The sequence below is a fragment of the Jiangella asiatica genome (assembly GCF_004349065.1).
GTDB classification, from domain to species: Bacteria; Actinomycetota; Actinomycetes; order Jiangellales; family Jiangellaceae; genus Jiangella; species Jiangella asiatica.
The window spans coordinates 64607-83025 of record NZ_SMKZ01000029.1 but is presented as its reverse complement, the minus strand read 5'-3'; the positions used below and the strand labels follow the sequence as shown (position 1 = coordinate 83025).

The following is an 18419-nucleotide window of genomic DNA, read 5'->3' as shown; positions in this document are numbered from 1 at the left end:
GTGCCCACCCCACCCTGACCGGGCGGCGGCAGGACGGCGGGCAGCACGGGGAGCCGCAGCGCGAGCGTCACTGCCTCGACGGTCGCGGCCAGCAGCGCGCTTTCGTCGACGCCGTGCCGGTCGGCCCACTGCGCCGGGTAGGGACGGTCGGACGACCAGCCGTCGAGGACGTCGAGCTGCCGGAGCTGGGCGAACCACCGCGGGTGGGTCGTGGCGGCCGGCCGCTGGTGGGTCGCTTCGGCGACGGCCGCCGCGAGCAGCCCGGCGATCACCTCGTCAGCCTGGCGGCGGGCCACCTGGTGGACGTCGACGGGCAGCCAGCCGGCTGACCACAAGCGCTCGAGCTGGGTGCGCAGCACCGCGGCGACCCCGGCATGCAGCACCCGCGGCCACCGCACCAGGAACGCGAGCCGCCCGGCGACCAGGTCGGCCGTCGCCACCCGGCCGTAGAGGTGGTCGGCCGTAGCCGCCATGATCGCCTCGACGGCGACCTCGACCGACGGCGCGGCGCCATCGGACCCGCTACCTGCCGTGCGCTGGCTCCCGTTGGTCCGCACTCGTACCTCCGCTCGACCCGAACGTGCGAACCCCCATCATCGCGGGATGGTCTGACAACGTCCGCACCGTACCGCCCGATCGGCGGATACCGCGCGGACGACCGTGTCATGATTCACAACGGCCCGGAGCTGCGGTTCCGGCCACGAGGGGTGACCACGAGATGGACGACGCTACCGGGCACGTCGCGATCTGTCATACCTTGCGTCAGGTCGCCTTGTTCACCCGACGACCGAACGGGAGATGCACGCAATGACGAGTGGCCGCGTCCCGGTCCGTGGCGGAGAGCTGTTCTTCGAGGACCGCGGGGCAGGTCACGCCCTGATCCTCCTGCACGGCGGAACGCTCGACAAACGCATGTGGGACGGCCAGGTCGGCCAGTTCGTCCGAGCCGGGTACCGGGTGATCCGCTACGACGCCCGCGGGCACGGCCAGTCGACCACACCGAAGGACGACTTCGCCGCCTACGAGGATCTCGGGGAGCTGCTGGCCGGCCTCGACATCACCCGGGCCTCGCTGGTCGGGCTGTCGTACGGCGCCCGCACCGCGGTCGACTTCGCGCTCACCCATCCCGATGTGGTCGAGATGATGGTCCTGGCCAGCCCTGGCGTGAGTGGGATGCGGTTCAGCGACCCCGCGATCCTGGCTCTGCTGCGCGAACAGGCCGAAGCCGCCAGGGCCATGGACGCGGAACGGTACGTCGAGTGCTTCCTGCGCGCCTGGGTCGACGGGCCACTGCGCCGGAAGGAGCAGGTGGACCCGGAGGTCCGGCGCCGTTGCCAGCGGATGGCGCTCGACGTCATCGTGAACCACTCGGCGGCTTCCGGAACGCTGCTCGAGGTCGGTGCGATGGACCGGCTGGGCGAGCTGGCGGCTCCGTTGCTGGTGCTGGTCGGCGATCTGGACTCCTCCGACATCCACTCCGTGGCCGGTCGTATCGAGGCTGACGCGCAGTTCACCGCGAGCGCTGTCGTCCCCGGGACGGGTCACACCATGGCGATGGAGCAGCCCGCCGCGTTCAACGCAGCGGTGTTGACGTTCCTGGAGCGGGCCCGGCTGGCCCGCTGAGCCCGGCGGGCACCGCGCGGCAGCCCCGAACGTCAGTCCAGGCGAAGCCCGCGGTTGACGACGACGAGCGCGCCGTCGATGACGTCGCGCAGCGAGTCACGGTAGCCGGTGTCGTGCCAGTAGGCGACGGCGGCGATGAACGCGGCGACGATCGCGGCCGTGGTAGCTCTCAGCTCCAGATCGTTGGGGTCGCGGCCGGTGTGTTTGGCCAGCAGCTCCCGGATGGTGACCTCGGTCTCGGCGGCCTGGCGGTCCATGCCCGCCCGGACCGCGGGCTCGGTCATGGCGTAGTGCATGCGCCGCTGAGCGAGCTCCTCCTCGTCGTTGCGGGTCATCATGTCGATCATGTCGTGGATGACGGCGCGCAGAGCCGTGACCGGGTCGCGCGCGGCGAGTTGATCGTCGAACGCCTTGATGGCGATGGGGTCGTAGACGTCCCAGAGGACGATCTGCTCCTTGGTGCCGAAGTACCTGTAGACGGAGCTGGGCGACACCTCGGCCTCGGCGGCGATGCGCTCGATGGTCACGTTGCCATAGCCGTGCTCGTCGAACAGGGCGATCGCCACCCGCTGGATGTGATTCATCGCCTTGAGCTTCTTGCGCTCACGCAACCCCACCGGCTGGGAGTCAAAGATCCCATCGGCGGTTTTCGCTGGATTTCCCGGGTCGGCGGTCATCAGCGCCGATGGTAGCGCTGATTCCGGCGAACTGACAGTCGCTTGCACTTGGGCCTGCGAACGACGAGCCAGTGGGCGGGCTCAGATCTCCTTGGTGTAGAGCACGCTGCCCTTCTCGCGCTGATAGCCCAGACGCGTGTAGACGCCGAGCGCACCGGTCGGGTTGTCGGTGTCGACGTCGAGGCCCGCGTACTGCATGCCCTCGGCGGCGTAGGCGCGCATCGCCGCGGTGAGCAGGACGCCGGCGACACCCCGCCCCCGCCACTCCCGGCGCACCGCGACCAGGTCGGTCCAGCCCTCGGTGTAGCCCTGCGGTCCCCAGTCCTGGTCGTACGCGCCGGACATGAGGTACCCGACGACGCGGTCGGTGGCCTCGTCGATGGCGAGGACGCTCCAGTCGGGCCGGAACTTCTCACCGCCGACGACGTCCAGGGCCCAGGCCTCCGCGTCCACCGGGCTGGAACCCCAGTGGTCGCGGGCGAACGACTGGTTGTGCGCGATGCGGACGTCCTCGTCGCGCGCCTTGGAGTACGGCTCGACCCGCAGGCCGGCCGGCGTTGCGACGTCGGGCAGCGGCTGGGAGAGGTCGCGACGCATGCCGACGTACCAGCGCAGCGCGCCGTAGCCGCTGGCCTCGGCCAGCCGACGCATCCCGGTGTTGTGCTCGTCGGCGAACAGGCGGATGCGGGCCGGCAGGTTGGCCTCCGCGGTCGCGAGCTGCTGGCGCGCCCGCGCCTCCGACCACGCGACCAGCGCCCGGCCGACACCACGGCGGCGGTAGTCGGGATGCACCGCGCCGACCAGGTAAGGCGCCTGCGTGCCCTCGGTGACCGGCCGGAACACCGAGAACGCGTACGCACGGATGGCACCGTCGGCGTCGATGCCGGCGATGCTGTCACGGGCGGGGTCGCGCCAGCTGCCCTTGAACTGGTCGGCGAGTTCGGCGGCCGTCTGGCGCTCGATGGCGTCGTCGGCGTCCTCGGTGGCCGTGACCAGCTCGAACCAGGCCGGTACGTCGTCGAGGGTGAGTGGCCGCCACGTGAGGCCGGCGTCGGCCGGCAGGGCGGGCAGCCGCTGCGGCGGCTCGGCCCGCGTGGCGAGGGGTTCCAGGTCGAGCGTGCTCACGGCGACACCGTAGGGCGGCGACCGTGGCGCGGGCGAGCGAATTTCCGCCCGGCCACGCCACCTCACAAGCGCGCCAGCGGCTCAGTCCTTGCCGAGCATCAACGTCCACCACGACCCGAACAGGCCGGACTCGACGCCGAGCCCGATCGCGCGGTAGTCGCAGTCCAGCATCACCGCACGATCCGAGCCGTCGTCGGACCACTCGTCGACGACGCGGCGCGCGTTGGCACCACCGTGTGCCAGGTTCTCACCGACCGGCGCATCGTAGCCCTCCTCACGGGCGCGCTCCTCGGTGTCCTGGCCGTCGGAGTTCACGTGCGAGACCTCCCACCGGGAGCGCATGTCCTCGCTGTGCTCGCGGGCCGCCGCCTGCAGGCGCGGATCGAGCCGCAGGTCCGGGCAGCCGGCCTCGGCACGCAGCTCGGCGAGCTCCTCGACGAGCTCCTCTTCCCGGCCATCCAGCGGCAGCCCTGGCAGCAGCGGCTCCTCCGACTCCGTGGGCGTCGGCGTGGGCTCGTCGGTGGTGGTGGGCTCGTCCGACGGGGTCGGCGTGGGCTCGTCGGTGGTGGTGGGCTCGTCCGACGGGGTCGGCGTGGGCTCATCGGTGGTGGTGGGCTCGTCCGGCGGGCGCGTGGCGATGGGCCGCTCGGACGGCTCGTCGTTGTCGGACGCGTCGTCCTCGGAGCCGGACGAGTCGGACCCCTCGTCGTCGGAGTCGTCGGAGGCGTCGTCGGTCGGTGACGGCGTCCCAGTCGGCGCGTTTGACCCCGTCTCCTCCGCCGACGGGGTGGTCGACTCCGCGGTCGGGGTGGGTGTGTCGTCGGGCTCGGCGTAGTCAGGGGTGGTGGACTCGACCCGAGCGTGCAGAACGGGCTCGTCGTCGGTCACGGCGTAGATGAGGCCGCCCACCCCGAGCACGGGCGCCAGCGCGATGGCGCCGACCTTCACAAAGGGAGGCAGATTACGCAGGCGTGCGTGCCTGGCTTCGCTTGTCACGGACTCGACATCCTTTCCAACCCGGACGCCCCTCCCCTAAGCGCCCTTGACGGTCTTTGTGATGAAACCTGACATACCGTAGCCATCGCCCAGTTTTGTCCACAACCCAGGGTTCCCAAACCTCCAACGGCCGACCGATCTGTGACATCCGCGTCGGCGAGGATGGGTCGCATGATCGAAGAGCAGCCGGCGCCGGCCGATCGGCTCGTCGTAGCCGCGGCCATCGTCGACGACCTCGTCCGGCCCCAGAATCTGCTTGCCGCGCGCCGTAGCGCACCGGCCGCACTCGCCGGCGGATGGGAGTTCCCCGGCGGCAAGGTCGAGCCGGGAGAGACACCGCTGGAGGCGCTGCACCGCGAGCTCGACGAGGAGCTGGGTGTCGGCGTGCGGCTCGGCGCAGAGCTGCCCGGCCCTACCGAAGGACGGTGGACGCTCGGCCCCGGCCTGTCCATGCGGTTGTGGCTGGCGGTGCTCACCGACGGCGAGCCCGAGCCCCTGCAGGAGCACGACGAGTTGCGCTGGCTCGGCCCCGGCGAATGGGACTCGGTCGCGTGGCTTCCCGCGGACGTCGCGGTGGTGAAGGCGCTGATCGAGGCCGTGAGCCCAGACTGCCGCCCGGGCTGACCGCGAGGGGAGAGGTCCACTGAGCGGTGGACGACGGGAGCCGCCCAGGCCCGCTAGCCTGGCTGGATGACCGCCTCCGACCCCGACGAGCGGCCCGACGAGCGGCCCGACGAGCGTCCGGACGACCACGCCGCCGCGCCCGCTGACGAGCACGCCGACGAACCCGCCGCCGGTGCCCCAGCGCTCCCGCAGCCGCACGTCCTGCCCGGTGTGCGTGCCTCGGACGCCGAGCGCGAACAGGTCGTCCAGGCGCTGTCCGAGCACGCCACGACCGGCCGGCTCACGCTGCTCGAGCTCGAGGAGCGCATCGGCCTGGCCTACAATGCCGTCACCAGGGACGACCTGGAGCGGCTGACGGCCGACCTGCCGAGCGAGCAGAACGCCCCGTCCGGGCCGGCCACACCCACCGCGGCTCCGGGCAAGCGCCGCGCGGCCACCCGCTGGATCGTCGCGTTCATGGGTGGGACGGAGAAGCGCGGCCGCTGGCGGGCGGCCGAGCGCATCAACGCCGTCGCCGTCATGGGCGGCCACGACATCGATCTGCGCCACGCCGAGCTGGATGCCGACGACACCACGATCGTCGCGGTCACGGTCATGGGCGGCATGGACATCTACGTGCCGGACACCATCGATGTCGAGGTCGGCGGGTTCTCGTTGATGGGCGGGACGGGCGAGCGCGGCAGCCGGCGGCCGGCGCGGGCGGGCGCGCCGCGCATCCGCATCCTCGCCTACAACCTCATGGGCGGCATCGATGTCTGGCGGCTGCCGGAGGAGGCCAAGGACTTGCCGCTGAAGAAGGCGCGCCAGGTGGCGAAGAAGGCGGGCTGACGGTCGAGGGTCGCCCGGTGGCGCAACGGTGGCGGCCCCGCAGGCCGGGCACGGACCTGCGGGGCCGGTCTATATCACCGGATGGCTCCCCCGTGGAAGCCCCCTGTATCGCGAGGAAACGGCGGTGGAGGACAATCCGTTTCCTTCGCTGCATCCGACAGTAGACAGCCCGACTTTCAGATCGCTTTCATGCGACCTTCACCCTGGTGACCAGCGGTGGGGGACGCGGAACGGCCCCGGTCCGCTCAGCGGGCCGGGGCCGTTCGTCATCGCGATCCGGTGTTACGCGGTGCTACCGCCGCGCCGGGCCCGGATGGCGATCGCGACGCCGCCGGCCACGAGCAGGCCGACACCCACGACGATCATCCAGACGTTCGACGAGCCGGTGTCCGGCAGCTCGCCGCCGTCGTCGTCACCCTCAGCGCCGACGGTGAACGACACAGAGGCCTCCGACGAGGTCAGCTCGGGGTCGCCGCCGTCGAGGGTGGCCGTGGCGGTGAGCGTGTACTCGCCGTCCCGCAGCTCCTCGGCGGGCGTGAACGTCCAGCTGCCGTCCTCGCCGACCACGAGCTCGCCCTCCCACTCATCGGCGGCGGTCTGGACGCGCTCCGAGGACTCGGTGACGACACCCTCTATCGCGAGGCCGATGGTGGCGCCGGCGAACGCGGTGCCGCTGAACACGACGTCACCGGCGACGGTCGAGCCGTCCTCCGGCGCCGTGATGGTCACCGGCGCGGCCGTGATGCCGAGGTCGCTGACCGTGACGACCTGCGAGTCGCCCTCGAACGCCTGGGTGACGGTGGCGTCGAACCGCTCGCCGACCGGCAGGTCGGCCGACGGCGCGATCGTCCAGGTGCCGTCCTCGGCGACGGTCGCCTCGCCGAGCACCTCGTCGCCGACGGCGAGCGTCACGGTGGCGCCGGGCTGGCCGGTGCCGGTGAAGCTCGGACGCGGGTTGTCGGTGGTCTGCCCGTTGGTGGGCGACTCGACGGTGAGCGCCTCGGCCTGGACCTCGGTCGAGGTGAACGTGCCGCTGGCCACTTCGGACCGGGAGTGGTTGCCGTAGGTCGCGACGACCTCGTAGGTGTGCTCGCCCGGGGCCAGCGCCTCGGTGGCGGCGACGGAGAACGTGCCGTCGTCGGCGATGGTGCCCTCGTAGGACTGCTCGCCGTCGACGGTGACCTCGACCCGGTGCGTCGAGCGGGCTGCCTCAACGGTGCCGGTGAAGGTCGGCGTCGGGCCGGTCTGCCCGCCGTCTTCCGGCGAGGTGACCTGCGGGGTGTTGATCGCGACGGACAGCTCCCACTCGCTGCCCAGCAGCGTGAGGGCGTTGTACTCGCCGGTGGACAGCGAGTAGCCGATGCTGAAGTCGCCGGTCGTGTCGTCCGGGCCGGTGGCCGGGACCCAGCTGTCGCACTCGGTCCGCCCGTCGTGGGTCGAGCCGGAGTTCACGCCCAGCGCGTAGTTGCCGACGACGACCGAGCCGCCGCTGTCGCCGCCCAGCAGGCAGGCGTTGAAGATGAAGCCGGTCACGTCCTGCGCGCCGACCGGGGTGCTCTGCGCCGGGACCAGGATCTCACCGCAGGTCCAGCCGGAGGTGGCGCCGGACTTGCAGGCCTGGGCGCCGGTGACGGCGTCGATCGGGCCGCGGATGGTGACGGAGTTCTCGTCCGGCGCGCCGGAGCCGCCGGCCCACCCGGCCACCTGGGGGACACCGGTCCAGTCGGGGTTGGTGATGTCGACGAGACCGCCGTCGTGCTGCTCACCGAAGTGCATCGAGCCCGGCACGAACTCGCCGAGTTCCGGGCCGGGGAACTCGTTCGCCCAGTCCTCGGTGGCCCAGATCGGCTCTGACAGCTCGATGTGGTGCACCGGGTAGGTGAACTGCTCGCCGGTCTCCTCGTCGACGCCGCAGTGGCCGGCGGTCAGGTAACGGTCGTTGCCGTCGGCATCGAAGCCGCTGAAGCCGACGGAGCACCGGCTCAGCGGGAACGAGCCGGTCTCGTCGGCCTCGGCGACCTGGTAGGCATAGCCGTAGCCGCCCTTGTGATCCTGGGCCGGCTGTACCTCGCGGCCGCTGTCCAGCAGCTCGATCGGCCCGACGGTGACCTCGGCGCCGGCAGCTTCGGCGAGCGCCGCGTCGGCCTCGTCGGCGACGTTGTAGGTGACGTCCTGCCCGTCGATCGAGGTGCCGAGGATGTCGACGCCCTGCGCGCGCAGGGCGGTGGCGACGTCGGATGCGGCGCGAGCCGCCTCGGCATTGGCCAGGTACTGCGCCGGGTCGATGCCGAGGTCGCGCTCGATGGCCGCCTGCAGCGTGGCCGGCAGGTCCGCTGCCAGCTCGATGTAGTCGTCGGCGGCGAAGGTCGGCAGCACTGCGGATGGCTGCTCTTCGGCGTGTGCCGCGGTGGTCGAAGCTATGACGCCCCCACCGGCCACGGCCGTTACCACGAGCATTCCGGCAGCACGTGCCACGACTCGCCGGCGCGGCAGCATTGTGCTCACAAATTCTCCAAGATGTCATTCTGACATGGCATTTGCCCGGCCACCGCGACCTGGGGGTTCCCCCTGCATGACGCGGAAACCGGGACGAGATCACGTTACACAAGTCGACATCGCCAATACAGTGCGACCTGCATTTGGTCATGTTATTTCAGGGGACATTTCTCGTGGCAATTAATGAGCCACGTTTTGTCCACCTATAACCGGACAAAGGTTGCCGGATAGAACGATGTCACATCATGGTCATCGGACGTGCGGTCACCGCGATTCCGCGAGCAGAGCCTTGACCTCGTCGGCGCGCGCGGACTCCATGGACTCGTAGATGCGCAGCGCCGCGGTCCAATGGCCCGTGGCGGCCTTGCGGTCGCCGTGCGCCGCGCTGCTGTGACCCAGCTCGCACAGCGCCTCGGCCTCGATGTCGGCCAGGTGCTCGCTACGGGCCAGCCCGGCGGCGCGCGAGGCCGCCTCCGCGTACTCGACGCCCGCGGCCCGGCGCGCCTGTGCGGCCTTGACCAGGGCGGTCGCTTCGAGCGCCACCGAGCCCAGCTCCATGGCCAGCGCCGCGGCCCGCTCATAGACCTCGACCGCGCGGTGCGCGGCACCGGTGGCGAGCTCGAGGTGCGCCACCGCGAGCATCTGGTCGAACGCCTCGGTGCACGTGCCGTCCTCCAGGCCCTCGCCGGTCAACTCGAGGTTGCGCCGCGCCTCGTCGAACCGGCCGAGACTCACCAGCACGTCGGCCAGGTTGCGGCGGCAGCGGCGCCGCATCGCCGGGGTCAGCACGTCGTCGGCGGCGGCGCACTGCTCGAACAGGTCGGCTGCCTCCTGGTACTCGCCGTCGAGCTCATGCCAGACCGCCATGTTGTGCAGCATGATGATCTCGCCGTAACGGTCGCCCAGCCCGCGCCGGACCGCGAGCCCCTGCGTGCCGGCCTCGAGTGCCTCCCGCCGCCGGCCCTGGGCGCCGAGGGTCAGGGCGAGCGCGTGCCAGGCCCGGCCGACGAGGGACGTGTCACCCAGCGAGGTCCGCACGTCGAGAACCGCGCGCGACAGCTCCTCGCTGCGCGCGTCGCGGCAGCACTCGTAGCCGGCCCGGGTGAGCGCGAGCAGCAGCGCCGCGGACTCGTCCAAGAGGTTCTGCCCGTCCGCGCGCAGCCCGGCGATGCCCAGCGACGTCATCAGCGCCGAGTGGGGATGCAGCCACCGGTGCACGTCGGCGCGGTCGGCGAAGCTGCGCCCGACGACGTCGTGCGGGAACCATGGCGCGTCCTCGGTCGCATCGGCGCCGGGCCGCAGCACCGGCCACAGCTCGTGCAGGCTTCGCAGGTAGTAGCGGACCAGCCGCTGCCTGGCCGCCGCGACGCGGATCGGGTCGGCGCTGGCGCGCAGGTGGTCGTCGACGAGGTCGTGCCAGCGGTACTGGTCCGGGGCGTACGAGTCGATGAGTCGCACGTCGACCAGATGCTCCAACCGGGCGCGCGCGTCGGTGGCGGAGACGTCCCAGGCGACGGCGGCCGCCTCCACGTCGACCGACGGGCCGGGCAGCGCGGCGAGAAGCCGGAACCGGTAGCCGACGGCGGGGTCGAGGCCCTGGACCGACGCGGTCAGCATGGCGCGCACGCTGAGATCGCCGATCTCCAGCTCGTCCAGCCGGCCACCGGTGAGCCGCTCGGCGAAGTGGTCGATGGGCCAGGACGGCCGGGTGACGAGCCGGCCGCCGGCGATCCGCAGCGCCAGTGGCGACCCCTGGCAGGCATCGATGACGACGGCGGTGGCGTCGGGCTCCGCGGCCAGCCGGTCGTGACCCACCATCGACTCCAGTAGCTCGTACGCGTCGTCGGCGGCGAACAGGCTCAGGTCGATCTGGACGTCCGCCGGGATCATGCTCAGCTGCGGCCGGCTGGTCACCAGCGCGCTGCACCCACCCGAACCCGGCAGCAGTGGCGTCACCTGGGCTGCGTCGCGCGCGTCGTCGAGCACCACGAGCAGCTTGCGGTTGGCGCAGGCGGACCGGAACAGCGCGGCCCGCTCGTCGGCCAGCACCGGGATGTCGGCCTCGTCGGTGCCGAGGGCACGGAGGAACTCGGCGAGCACGTCGGCGGGGTCGGCGGGGTCGCTGGAGCCACGCAGCTCGGCGAAGAGCTGGCCGTCGGGGTGCGCCTCGCGCAGCGCATGGCCGACGTGCAGGGCCAGCGTCGTCTTGCCTGAGCCGCCGGGGCCGGAGATGAGGGCCAGCCGCGCCCACGACTCGCTCTGTGCCAGCGTGCTCGTCAGCACCGCGATCTCGGCCTCGCGCCCGACGAAGCGCGCCGTCGTCCGCGGCAGCTGGAAGGGCGCTCGAGCGGCGGCCTGCTGTGGCTGCTGGCGGACGGCGAGCAGCGTCGGGTCGGAGGCGAGGATGCGGCGATGGACCTCGGCCAGCTCCGGCCCGGGGTCGATGCCCAGCTCGTCGCCGAGCACCGTGACCAGGTCGTGGTATGCGGCGACGGCGTCACCCTGCCGACCCTGCCGGTAGAGGGTCAGCATCAGCTGCGCCCACAGCCGCTCGCGCCACGGATGGGCCGCGACCAGCCGGCGCAGTTCGGGCACCGCATCGTCGTCGATCTGGTCCAGGTGCAGCCGCAGCTCGAACAGCCGCTCCGTGGCCGCGAGCAGCTCCTCGATCAGCAGCGGCGCCGCGGCCCGCTCGAAGTCGTCGGGGACCAGCCCGGTGAGCGGCTTACCCCGCCACAGCGACAGCGCCGAGCGCAGCAGCTCGAGCTCGCCGGACGGCCCCGCGTCGCGGGCAGCGGACACGAGCCGGCGGAAGCGCGCGACGTCGACGGCGTCGGGCGGCAGGTCGAGGCGGTACCCGTCGCCGGCCGCCTGCACGACGCCGTCGCCGAGCGCGGCCCGCAACCGCGCGACATGGGTCTGGATCGCTGCTCGCGGGTGCACGGGCTCGTCCTCGGGCCAGAGGTATCCCGCCAGCGTGTCGACCGGGACGACGGTACCGGGTCGTACCGCCAGGGCGGCGAGGATGACTGTCGGTCGACCGGCCGGCACCTGGAGCGTTACCCCCTCGCGGTGCACCTCGACCGGCCCCAGCAGCGCCACATCAATCTGTGCGCGGCCCACCGTGTGTCTTCCCTCCGTCCCCCTGCACGGGTGTCACCGTACCGGTGACCGCGCTGTCGCGACACAGTCATCCGGGGAGCGGACCAGTGCTCGTCCGGTGTTCATCCGTGCGACACCTCGGGTAGATACCGTTCCCGATCTGCTCACGACGCCCTCCGGACGGAGCACCCAGCGGCAAGCCGACCCGATTCGTCACGTTCGTCGTCACCGGTGCCGGTGTCGCCGGCGTATGGATCGCCGGCTCCGGTGGAGCGACCCGTCGGCGACGCGGTGGTTCTCACCCGGGCCCGGTGAGGACGAGGCGCAGCGTGCGCGCCACGTGGGCGTCGGCGGCCGCGTCCGACGGCGCCGGGTCCAGCCCGAACATCCGCCGCCGGTGCGCCTCGCCCATCAACAGCGTGAACAGCTGCTCGGCCAGGTCGTCGAGGTCGTCGGGCCGGCCGAGCAGGCGCTCGGGGGGCAGTGCGGCGAGCAACTGCGCCAGCACGACGATGTAGCGGCGCGGGCCGTTCGCGTAGTGCCGGGCGGCGAGGTGGGGGAACTTCGCCGCCTCGCCGGTGACCAGCCGGTGCAGCCCGATGGCCTCGTCGGACAGCATCAAGCGGATCAGCCGGACCCCGAACGCGTGGAGGTCGGCGACGGGGTCACCGGCGTCGGGCGCGGCGGCGTTGACCACCCGGTCACCGAGCCGGCGCACCACGGCGACGAAGAGGTCGGTCTTGTCGCCGATGGTGGTGTAGATGGTGCGCTTTGCCACCCGCGCCTGCGCGGCCACCTCCTCGATGGTGGTGGCCGCGTAGCCGTGCGTGAGGAACTGGCGCATCGCGGCCTCGAGCAGCGCGTCCCGGCGGGCGGCGCGGTCGGCGTCGCGGGGTCTCCCACGCGGTGCCGTCGCCGCCGGCCGAGCAGTCATGGTCGCCATCCTGACCCGAGGTAGTCTTCTCTACAATGAAACGATAACGTTTCATTGTTTGCCCGGCCACCGCCGGGCCGACGGCTGGACGTCCCGTGACAACGAAGGGCGGGTAAAGAGTGGCCACCAGACGTAAGCGTTCGGTACCGGACCCCGAGGAGCTGCTCGGCTACTACCGGCAGATGCTCCTGGTCCGGCGGTTCGAGGAGCGCACGGCGCAGGCCTACACCGAGGCCAAGATCGGTGGGTACTGCCACCTCAACCTCGGCGAGGAGGCTACCGTCGTCGGCCTGATGGCCGCCCTGCAGGAGCGCGACTACCTCTTCACGAACTACCGCGACCACGGCTACGCCCTGATCCGCGGCATGGACCCTGGCCGCGTCATGGCCGAGCTGTACGGCCGGCAGGACGGCGTCAGCAAGGGCTGGGGCGGGTCGATGCACCTGTTCGACACCGACGTCCGCCAGCTCGGCGGCTACGGCATCGTCGGCGGGCAGCTCCCACTGGCCACCGGCGCGGCGCTGGCCGTCTCGTACCGCGACGGCGACGAGGTCGTGATGTGCCAGATGGGCGACGGCACCACCAACATCGGCGCGTTCCACGAGTCGCTGAACATGGCGACGCTGTGGGACCTGCCCGTCGTCTTCATCGTGGTCAACAACCAGCTGGGCATGGGCACCACGGTCGAGATGGCGTCGGCCGAGCCGGAGCTCTACAAGCGGGCCTCGGCGTACCGCATGGAGTCCGCGCGGGTCGACGGCAACGACGTCATCGCCGTGCGCGACGCGGCGAGCCTCGCCGTCGAGCGGGCCCGCAAGGAGCAGAAGCCGTACCTGCTGGAGACGGTGAGCGGCCGGCTGCGCGGGCACTCCGTCGTCGACCCCGCCGCATACCGCAGCAAGGACGAGGTCGACGCGGTCCGCGCGCAGGACCCGGTCGCCAGCCTGCACGACAAGCTGGTGAGTGGAGGAGTTGCCGGCGTCGACGAATTGGCGGAGATCGACGCCGACGTGGCCCGCATCGTCAAGGCCGCCGTCGAGTTCGCCGAGAAGAGCCCCGCCCCCGAGGTCTCCTCGCTGTTCGACTACACCTATGCGACGCCGGTGCCGAACGACTCGCGGCGCCTGCCGGGCGAAGCCCTCTTTCCCGCTGAGCCCGGAAACGACTCAGCTGACCCGCTGTTCCCGGTTGGAGCCTGACATGGCCGTCATGAGTTACCGCCAGGCCCTGCACGACACTCTGCGCGCGGAGATGCTCCGCGACCCGGACGTGTTCCTGATGGGCGAGGAGATCGGCCGGTTCGAGGGCTCCTACAAGATCACCGCGGGGCTGCTCGACGAGTTCGGCCCGAAGCGGGTGCGCGACACCCCGATCGCCGAAGAGGGCTTCACCGGTGCCGCGGTCGGCGCCGCGATGCTCGGGCTGCGTCCCGTTGTCGAGATCATGACCATCAACTTCTCGCTGCTCGCACTGGACCAGATCACCAACCACGCGGCGAAGATCTACGGCATGTTCGGCGGTCAGCGCAGCGTGCCGATGGTCATCCGGACCCCCGGTGGCGGCGGGCAGCAACTGGCGGCCACGCACTCCCAGAACGTCGAGCTGTTCTACGCGTTCACGCCCGGCCTCAAGGTGGTGGCGCCGTCGTCGCCGGCCGACGCGAAGGCGCTGCTGCTCGCCTCCATCCGCGACGACGACCCAGTTCTGTTCCTGGAGAACCTCGCCCTCTACAACACCAAGGGCGAGGTCCCCGACGGCGACGAGCCCGCCGAGATCGGCCGGGCCGCCGTCACCCGCGAGGGCACCGACATCACCCTGGTCGCCTACTCGCGGATGGCCAACGTCGCCCTGCAGGTCGCCGAGAAGCTGGCCAGCGAGGAGGGCATCTCCGCCGAGGTGGTCGACCTTCGCAGCCTGCGGCCGCTGGACCGCCCCACCATCATCGAGTCGGTCAAGAAGACCTCCTGTGCCGTGGTGCTCGAGGACGACTGGCTGACCTACGGCATCGGCGCGGAGGTCGCGGCGTCGATCTCCGACGGCGCGTTCGACTGGCTCGACGCGCCGGTGCGGCGGGTCGCCATGGCCGAGGTGCCGCTGCCGTACGCGAAGTCGCTGGAGCTGGCGGCGCTGCCGTCGGCCGCCGACGTCGTCACCGCCGTCCACCAGACGCTCGACGCGGTCGGGCGCCGGTCCGTCGGCGCGCACTGACCGGTCGACACGCACAGGGAGAAGTCATGGTCGACATCCTGATGCCACGCCTGTCCGACACCATGGAGGAAGGCGTCGTCAGCGCGTGGCGCAAGCAGGTCGGCGACGAGGTCAAGGCCGGCGACGTGCTGGTCGAGATCGAGACCGACAAGGCCGTCATGGAGCACGAGGCCTACGAGGACGGCGTCCTCGCGCAGATCGTCGTGCCCGACGGCGGCATCGCACCGATCGGGGCACCGATCGCCCGGCTGCAGACGGCCGGCGAGCCTCCGGCACCGGCTCGGGCTGAGACGCCGGCGGCGGCCGAGTCGCCCGCCCCGCCGAGCGGCCCGTCGATCTTGGAGTCCGCGCGGAATCAACCGGACAATTCACCCAGTAATGGTGCGGTTGGTCCAAGATCAACCGGAGCTGGCGGGCGGGTGCTTTCGTCGCCGCTGGCCCGCCGCGACGCGCGAGAGCTCGGGATCGACCTGACGACGATCGAGGGCACCGGCCCGGGCGGGCGGATCATCCGCGCCGACGTGGCCCGGGCACGCGACACTTCGAGCGCCCAGCAGACCGCGCCGGCGACGCCAGCCGCCGCCGCTCCGGCAACCTCGGCCGCTGCCGCCCTGAAGGAGACCGACGAGCTGATCCCGCTGACGTCGATCCGCAAGACGATCGCCCGCCGCCTCACCGAGAGCATGCAGACGTCGCCGCATTTCTACGTGACGAAGACGGTGGACGCCGGTCCGCTCTCGACCCTGCGCGCCGAGCTGAACGAGCGACTGGTCGCGGCCGGCAAGGCCAAGGTGAGCGTCAACGACATCATCGTCCGCGCGGCCGCGGTCGTGCTCCACGACCACCCGGTGGTGAACTCGTCGTTCACCGACGAGGGCATCGTGCAGCACGGGCGCATCAACATCGGCATCGCGGTGGCGACGGAGACCGGGCTGGTCGTGCCGGTGGTCCGGGACGCCGACGCAAAGAGCCTGACCCGCATCTCCGCCGAGACGCGGGAGCTGGCCGGAAAGGCGCGCGACCGCAAGCTCGGGCTGGACGAGATGAGCGGCGGTACGTTCACGGTCAGCAACCTGGGCATGTACGGAATCGACCACTTCACCGCGGTGATCAACCCGCCGGAGGCGGCGATCCTCGCGGTCGGCGCGGTGCGCTCCGAGCCGGGCGTCCGCGATGGCGAGGTGGCGGTGGTCCAGCGCATGACCATGACGCTCTCGTCGGACCACCGGGTGGTCGACGGCGCTCAGGCCGCTGAGTTCGTCCGCGACCTCGCGGCGGTGCTGGAGGATCCTTGGCTCGCCGTGGCCTGACCCTGCCCCTCGCCCGTGATCATCGCGTGAGCGCGAGGCGCCAGATCTGGCCGACCAGGTCGTGGCCGAAGCTGTGGTGCTCGTTCTCCTCGACCAGCTCGAATCCGGCCTTCTGGTAGATGCGTCGGGCGGCCGCGAGCACATCGTTGGTCCACAGGACCATCGAGGTGTAGCCGGCCGCCCGGGCGAACGCGACGCACTCATCTACCAGCCGGGTGCCCAGACCCGAGCCGCGGGCGTCCGGATCGACGAGGAGCAGCCGCAGCTGTGCCGTGGTGTCGTCCTTGCGCACGCAGAACACCGCGCCGACCGGGCGGCCGTCCCGCTCGGCGATCCAGGCGTTCTCGCGGGCCGGGTCGTGGTTCGCGCCGTAGTCGGCGACGATGCTGGCGACGAGCGCCTCGTAGCTGCGGTCCCAGCCGTACTCCTGGGCGTAGAGCACGCCGTTGCGGTGCACCACCCAGCCCAGGTCGCCCGGCCGAAGGCCGCGGATGACGTAGGAGCTGGGTGTCTCGGAGTCGGCGAGCAGCCGCCGGACGGAGTCGAGGTCGGCCACGAGACGGCGCCGCTCCGGCTCGGGCAACCCCGCCAGCAGCTGCTCGGCCTGCTGGTCCGACCGGGTAACGAGGTCAGCGATCGCCGTCTGCCCGGCCGCCGTGGGCGCCGCCAGGAGCTTGCGTCCGTCAGCCGCCGAGCGTGACCGCTCGATCAACCCGGCCGACTCGAACCGCGCCAACGTGCGGCTGAGCTGGGCGGCATCGACCCCGAGCACCTCGCGCAGCTCGCCGACCTCGGTGAGGTCGCGCTGGCCGAGCTCGAACAGGATGCGCGCCTCGGTGAGGGAGAACCCCGAGCGCAGGAGCTCCTGGTCGAGGAAGCCCATGACGCGCGTGTAGAAGCGGTTGAACTGCCGGACCGCGGTCACCTGGTCGCGCCGTACCTTGGTCATGTCCTTGACTGTATCAACAGAACCATTGACTCAGTCAAGCATCGGCCTCACGACGTTCTGGAGCAGCAGCGCGGTCGTCACCGGCCCCACTCCGCCGGGCACGGGGCTCAGCGCGGCCGCGACCCCTTCCACCGCCGGGTCGACGTCACCGGCCAGGCCGCCGTCCGCTGTCGGGTTGGTGCCGACGTCGACGACGACCGCACCGGGCCGCACGTGGTCCGGCCCGATCAGGCGGGTCCGCCCGGCCGCGGCGACCAGGACGTCCGCCGTCGACGTGACCGCGGCCAGATCCGCCGTGCGCGAGTGGCACACCGTCACGGTCGCGTCCCGGTCGAGCAGCAGGTGCGCCAGCGGCTTGCCCACCACCGTCGACCGGCCGACGACGACGGCGTGCCGGCCGGCCAGCTCGATGCCGTGATGGTCCAGCAGCGCCACGACCGCGGCCGCCGTCGCCGGCGCGAACGCGGGCAGTCCCGCCGCCAGTCGCCCCAGCGAGAGCGGGTTGGCGCCGTCGACGTCCTTGTCCGGGTCGATTGCCGCGGCCACGTCCGCCAGGGCGACCCGAGGCGGCAGGGGCGTCTGCAGCATCAGGCCGGTGACGGCCGCGTCGGCGCTCAGCTCTGTCAGCCGGCCGCCGATCTCCGCGGCGGTGGCCGCCGAGCCGAGGTCGACGACGTCACAGTCGATGCCGGCCTTTCCGGCCGCCGTCGCGATGGACCGGACGTACCAGGCGCTGGCGTCGTCGTCGGTGGCGGTGACGATGGCGAGGAGCGGTGGCCGGCCGGCGGCCCGCAGCCACGCCGCCCGCTCCGTCACCTCCGCCCGGACGATCGCGGCCGGCTCGGCGCCACCCAGCCGCGTCGCGGTCACGACCCGACCCGCTCGCGCACGGCCGCGGCCACCCGGTCCGCGCGCGCGGCCAGGTCGTCGACCTCGCCGACGGTGGCGGCCAACCGGTCGCGGACCACGTCGTCGGTGACGCCAGCCAGGTTGACCTCGACGTTCAGCCGCGCGGTCGTGGCGGCCGCGCGAGCGGCGTCGGCGGCCGCGGCGACGTCGGTGACCACGTTGGGGTTGCCAACCGGCAGGAGCTCCTCGGCCATCGCGACCAGGTGCATTGCCGCGACGATGACCGCCGCGGGCGGCTCGGCGGCAGCGGCCAGTGCCGTGGCGATGGCCGCGGACCGGGCCGTCTTCTCCTCGTCGGTCTCCTTCGGCAGCTGGTAGGTCGTGGTGACCGCGCGGAACGCCTCGGCGTCGTCCTCGGCAAGCTCCAGCGCGTCGGCACGCAGCGCGTCCGCGCGCACCAGAACCCGCTCGACCACGTCGGCATGGTCGGCGAACGTCGGACCGGTGCTGTAACGGGCGACCATGCCGAGCAGTGCGGCGGACTGCGCGGCGTGTAATGCCGCCACGGCACCGCCGCCGGGTGCGGGCACCCGGTCGGCCAGGCTGTCGAGGAAGTCGCCGATCGGCACGTCGCGCACGCTGGTCTCCTCGTCGCTCGGTGGGACGCACGACGACTCCAGTCTCCCGCGTCCGCACCG

At 71.9% G+C, this 18419-nt stretch carries 15 protein-coding genes and 1 pseudogene; 6 read left to right on the top strand and 10 right to left on the bottom strand.

Annotated elements, in window-relative coordinates:
* Window positions 1-557 (bottom strand): annotated as a pseudogene (locus E1269_RS19510) (hypothetical protein); the annotation flags it as partial.
* 250 nt (window positions 558-807) lie between these two features.
* Here E1269_RS19510 and E1269_RS19505 point away from each other — a divergent pair.
* Window positions 808-1623 (top strand): alpha/beta fold hydrolase, encoded by an 816-nt coding sequence (locus E1269_RS19505; protein ID WP_162606515.1) that lies wholly within the window; start codon window positions 808-810, stop codon window positions 1621-1623.
* A 32-nt stretch (window positions 1624-1655) separates the two neighbouring features.
* On the opposite strand, the gene E1269_RS19500 is transcribed toward E1269_RS19505, so the two are convergent.
* The 3 genes from E1269_RS19500 to E1269_RS19490 form a co-directional block, all read right to left on the bottom strand.
* Window positions 1656-2300: a TetR/AcrR family transcriptional regulator gene (locus tag E1269_RS19500; RefSeq protein ID WP_131897566.1), complete on the bottom strand. Its 645-nt coding sequence runs from the start codon at window positions 2298-2300 to the stop codon at window positions 1656-1658.
* An 81-nt stretch (window positions 2301-2381) separates the two neighbouring features.
* Entirely contained in the window at window positions 2382-3425 is a 1044-nt protein-coding gene (locus E1269_RS19495) for a GNAT family N-acetyltransferase (protein ID WP_203433904.1), read from the bottom strand.
* Window positions 3426-3506: 81 nt separating this feature from the next.
* The gene (locus tag E1269_RS19490) at window positions 3507-4373 is read right to left on the bottom strand and encodes a CAP domain-containing protein (protein ID WP_131897564.1); all 867 of its coding nucleotides are present in this window, start codon (window positions 4371-4373) and stop codon (window positions 3507-3509) included.
* 219 nt (window positions 4374-4592) lie between these two features.
* Between E1269_RS19490 and E1269_RS19485 the strand changes: the two genes are divergently transcribed.
* Together E1269_RS19485 and E1269_RS19480 are read left to right on the top strand one after the other, a co-directional pair.
* Entirely contained in the window at window positions 4593-5045 is a 453-nt protein-coding gene (locus E1269_RS19485) for a (deoxy)nucleoside triphosphate pyrophosphohydrolase (protein ID WP_239000964.1), read from the top strand.
* A 66-nt stretch (window positions 5046-5111) separates the two neighbouring features.
* Entirely contained in the window at window positions 5112-5873 is a 762-nt protein-coding gene (locus E1269_RS19480; RefSeq protein ID WP_131897560.1) for a DUF1707 SHOCT-like domain-containing protein, read from the top strand.
* A 282-nt stretch (window positions 5874-6155) separates the two neighbouring features.
* Here E1269_RS19480 and E1269_RS19475 read toward each other — a convergent pair whose 3' ends face one another.
* The 3 genes from E1269_RS19475 to E1269_RS19465 form a co-directional block, all read right to left on the bottom strand.
* On the bottom strand, window positions 6156-8249 hold the full coding sequence (locus E1269_RS19475; protein WP_131897558.1) for an Ig-like domain-containing protein: 2094 nt from the start codon (window positions 8247-8249) through the stop codon (window positions 6156-6158).
* 384 nt (window positions 8250-8633) lie between these two features.
* Window positions 8634-11492 (bottom strand): AfsR/SARP family transcriptional regulator, encoded by a 2859-nt coding sequence (locus E1269_RS19470; protein WP_131897556.1) that lies wholly within the window; start codon window positions 11490-11492, stop codon window positions 8634-8636.
* A gap of 277 nt (window positions 11493-11769) precedes the next feature.
* Window positions 11770-12405 (bottom strand): TetR/AcrR family transcriptional regulator, encoded by a 636-nt coding sequence (locus tag E1269_RS19465; protein ID WP_131897553.1) that lies wholly within the window; start codon window positions 12403-12405, stop codon window positions 11770-11772.
* A 119-nt stretch (window positions 12406-12524) separates the two neighbouring features.
* Here E1269_RS19465 and pdhA point away from each other — a divergent pair, with 119 nt between their 5' ends.
* Genes pdhA through E1269_RS19450 form a run of 3 tightly spaced genes read left to right on the top strand, consistent with a single transcriptional unit; the run spans window position 12525 to window position 15923 of the window.
* The gene (pdhA, locus tag E1269_RS19460) at window positions 12525-13604 is read left to right on the top strand and encodes a pyruvate dehydrogenase (acetyl-transferring) E1 component subunit alpha (protein ID WP_203433903.1); all 1080 of its coding nucleotides are present in this window, start codon (window positions 12525-12527) and stop codon (window positions 13602-13604) included.
* A 1-nt stretch (window position 13605) separates the two neighbouring features.
* Window positions 13606-14613 carry an alpha-ketoacid dehydrogenase subunit beta gene (locus E1269_RS19455; protein WP_131897551.1) on the top strand — a complete coding sequence of 336 codons (1008 nt, stop codon included), beginning with the start codon at window positions 13606-13608 and terminating at the stop codon, window positions 14611-14613.
* 26 nt (window positions 14614-14639) lie between these two features.
* On the top strand, window positions 14640-15923 hold the full coding sequence (locus tag E1269_RS19450; protein ID WP_131897548.1) for a dihydrolipoamide acetyltransferase family protein: 1284 nt from the start codon (window positions 14640-14642) through the stop codon (window positions 15921-15923).
* Window positions 15924-15942: 19 nt separating this feature from the next.
* On the opposite strand, the gene E1269_RS19445 is transcribed toward E1269_RS19450, so the two are convergent.
* Genes E1269_RS19445 through E1269_RS19435 form a run of 3 tightly spaced genes read right to left on the bottom strand, consistent with a single transcriptional unit; the run spans window position 15943 to window position 18359 of the window.
* Window positions 15943-16872, bottom strand: coding sequence for a bifunctional helix-turn-helix transcriptional regulator/GNAT family N-acetyltransferase (locus E1269_RS19445; RefSeq protein ID WP_131897546.1), 930 nt, complete (start codon window positions 16870-16872; stop codon window positions 15943-15945).
* A gap of 30 nt (window positions 16873-16902) precedes the next feature.
* Window positions 16903-17742 carry a bifunctional 5,10-methylenetetrahydrofolate dehydrogenase/5,10-methenyltetrahydrofolate cyclohydrolase gene (locus E1269_RS19440; protein WP_131897544.1) on the bottom strand — a complete coding sequence of 280 codons (840 nt, stop codon included), beginning with the start codon at window positions 17740-17742 and terminating at the stop codon, window positions 16903-16905.
* Entirely contained in the window at window positions 17739-18359 is a 621-nt protein-coding gene (locus E1269_RS19435) for a cyclodeaminase/cyclohydrolase family protein (protein WP_131897542.1), read from the bottom strand. Before E1269_RS19435 ends, E1269_RS19440 begins: the two co-directional genes overlap by 4 nt.
* Window positions 18360-18419: the final 60 nt, after the last annotated feature.